At 71.2% G+C, this 2,891-nt stretch carries 1 protein-coding gene; it reads right to left on the bottom strand.

Features of this window, described 5'->3' with window-relative positions:
* Window positions 1-2,891 (bottom strand): condensation domain-containing protein (locus ACN675_RS28595; RefSeq protein WP_420754028.1); only part of this gene is annotated, 2,891 nt, incomplete at both ends.

Below are 2,891 nucleotides of genomic sequence, written 5' to 3'. Positions count from 1 at the left end.
GCGCGCACGGCCTCGGCGGCCCGGGCCGCGACGGATTCGTCGACGAGCGTGGGCAGGTAGGCGACCTCGACAGCGATCTCGTCGCCCGGGGTGACCTCGAGGGTCATCGGGTACTGCGTGGAGTCGCGCCCGCTCAGACCGGCGAGACCGAGCGCGTTGTCGTCGAGCAGCGCAGTGAGCGCAGACTCGTCCATGGGGTACGACTCGAACACCACCAGCGTGTCGAACAGGCGCTGCTGCCCGGCGATGCGGTGCAGTTCGGTGAGCGACACGTGCTGGTGGTCGAGCACCGACACCTGCTGCTCCTGCACCCGGACCAGGGCGTCTTCGAGCCGGTCGGACGGATCGAGTTCGACGACGACCGGAATCGTGTTGATGAACAGACCGATGGCGGATTCGACGCCGTCGACCTGGGACGGGCGACCGGAGACGGTGGCACCGAAGACGACGGTGGACTGCCCGGTCTGCTGCGCGAGCGCCATCGCCCACGCGACCTGCACGACCGTCGCCACGGTGACACCGCACGCGCGGGCCGCGGCGACGACACCTGCGCTGGTCTCGACGTCGAGGGTGACGGGCACCGTCTGCGGGAACTCGGCGACCGAGACGCGTTCGGCCGGCGCGACCAGCGTCGGCCCCTCGACCGCAGCGAGCACCTGCTGCCACGCGGCGCGGGTCGCCTCCGGTTCCTGCCGCGCCAACCAGGTCAGGAAGTTGCGGTAGCCGTCCCGGTCGGCGCCGGTCGTGGGCGAGGTTCCGCCGCGGTAGTTCTCGAGCAGTTCGGCCACGAGCAGCGGCGTCGACCAGCCGTCGATCACGGCGTGGTGTTCGGTCACCACCAGCCGATGCCGTTCCGGGGCGAGGACGACGAGCGCGCACCGCAGCAGCGGCGGCACAGCAGGGTCGAACCGGGCGTCGCGTTCGGCGTCGGCGACCCGGTCGGCAGCGGCGTCCGGATCCGGGTCGGCCGTCACATCCATCACCTGCCACGGCATCGGGACGAACGCGGGCACGACACTGCGGTACGTGCCGTCGTCGTCGGTCACGAACGCGGCCCGCAGGTTCGGATGCGCGTCGAGCAGCGCCTGCGCGGCGCGGTGCAGCCGGTCACGGTCGAGCGGTCCGGTGAATTCGAAGGCGACCTGCCCGACGTAGACGTCCACGGCGTCCGAGTCGGCGTGCAGCTGCGATTCGAAGATCAGTCCCTGCTGCAGACCGGTCATGGGCAGCACGTCGGCGAGTTCGCCGAATCGCTGCTCCCACGCGCACACGTCGGCCTGCGAGACGCCGGTGTCGAGGAAATCGCCCGGCGTGTGCCGGACGGTCGGCACGGTTTCGGCGTGCCGGGCGAGTGCCGTGGCCGCCTCCGCCCAGGCCGCGCCCAACGAGCGGGCCTGGTCCTCGGTAAGGATGCCGGTGGCGTAGGTCAGGCGGGCCTGCAGCCGGGGACCGTCCGGCCCGTCGACGGTGACGGCGTTGATGTCCACGGCGGTCGCGGCGGGCATCTCCGGGCGGGTGTGCCCGAGGAGTCCTTCGAATCCCGGCAGCGCCGACCAGTCCCGGGCCTCCCCACTGTCGGCGGCGAACCGGCCCAGGTAGTTGAATCCGATCTGCGGGCGAGCGCAGCGGGCGAGCACGTCCTCCCCGACCGGGTCGAGGTAGCGGGCCAGGCCGTGTTCGATCCCGTCTGCGGCAGCGGCACGCAACTGTTCCTTGACGGTGCGCACGATCGCATCGGCGTCGAGTACGTCTGCACCGGTTGCGATTCCGGCGAGATCGAGCCGGACGGGGTACATCGCGGTGAACCAGCCGACCGTGCGGGACAGATCGGCACCGGGAACAAGTTCGTCTGCGCGACCGTGTGTTTCGCGGGCGACCAGTACACCGTCGGTCGCGGTCCCGCGGCCCCGGTGCCAGTTCACGACGGCGGTGGCCAGTGCCGCATAGAGTCCGTCGTCGACGCTGCCGGCATACACCCGCGGCAGGGTCGAGAGCAGCGAACGGGTGGTCGCGACGTCCAGTTCGACGGTGACGTCCGCGGTGGTCGCGTGGGTGTCGAGCGCGGGGTCGAAGTCGCGGGTGCCGATCGGCGGCTCGAAGTCGCCGATCCGGCCGGCGAACGCGCGGGCACGGGCCTCGGTGTCGCCGGTCTTCGCTCGGTCGGCCAGCGCGGTGTTCCAGGTGCGGACGGACGTCGGCACCGGATCGAGGTCCTCGCGGCTCCAGCGTGCGGCGAGATCTTCGAGCAGGACGCGCCAGGACACGCCGTCGACGACGAGATGGTGCGCGGCGATCAACAGTGCGCCGCGCTCGTCCGGCGTGGCAGGCGCCAGGAACACCGCCTGCACCATCACGCCGACGGCAGGATCGAGACGTGCTGCGGTGGAAGCGAGTTCGGTGCGAACCTGCGCGTCCCGGTCCGACTCGGCTGCAACCTCGCGCACCAGGGCATCGAGATCGACCGTCGTCTCGCGGGGCACGTCGAGCGCGTCGGGCGTGCCGTCACCGTCGGTGTCGACGAGGCGGGCACGCAGGATGTCGTGGTGCGCGATCACGTCCGCCAGGGCCGCGGCGAGTGTGCCGCGGTCGGCTCCGACCGGCGTGTGCACGACGGTGGCCTGGCAGTAGTTCTCGTAGAACCCGTCGCGGATCGTCGCGGTCGCGAGCGGCGTCAGCGGTACGTGTCCGGTGCCGTCGTCCGAGATCGTGGGGGCATCGTCTAGCGTGCGGGCCGCCGCAGCCAGGGCCGCGACGGTGCGATGGGTGAACAGACCCCTTGCGGTGACGGCGATTCCGGCGCGACGGGCGCGGGAAACGACCTGGAGAGACATGATGGAGTCGCCGCCGAGATGGAAAAAGTCGTCGTCGACACCCACCCCCTCGACACCCAA

Source organism: Rhodococcus sp. O3 (genome assembly GCF_048897285.1).
GTDB lineage: Bacteria > Actinomycetota > Actinomycetes > Mycobacteriales > Mycobacteriaceae > Rhodococcus.
This window is presented reverse-complemented; position numbering and strand designations above follow the sequence as displayed.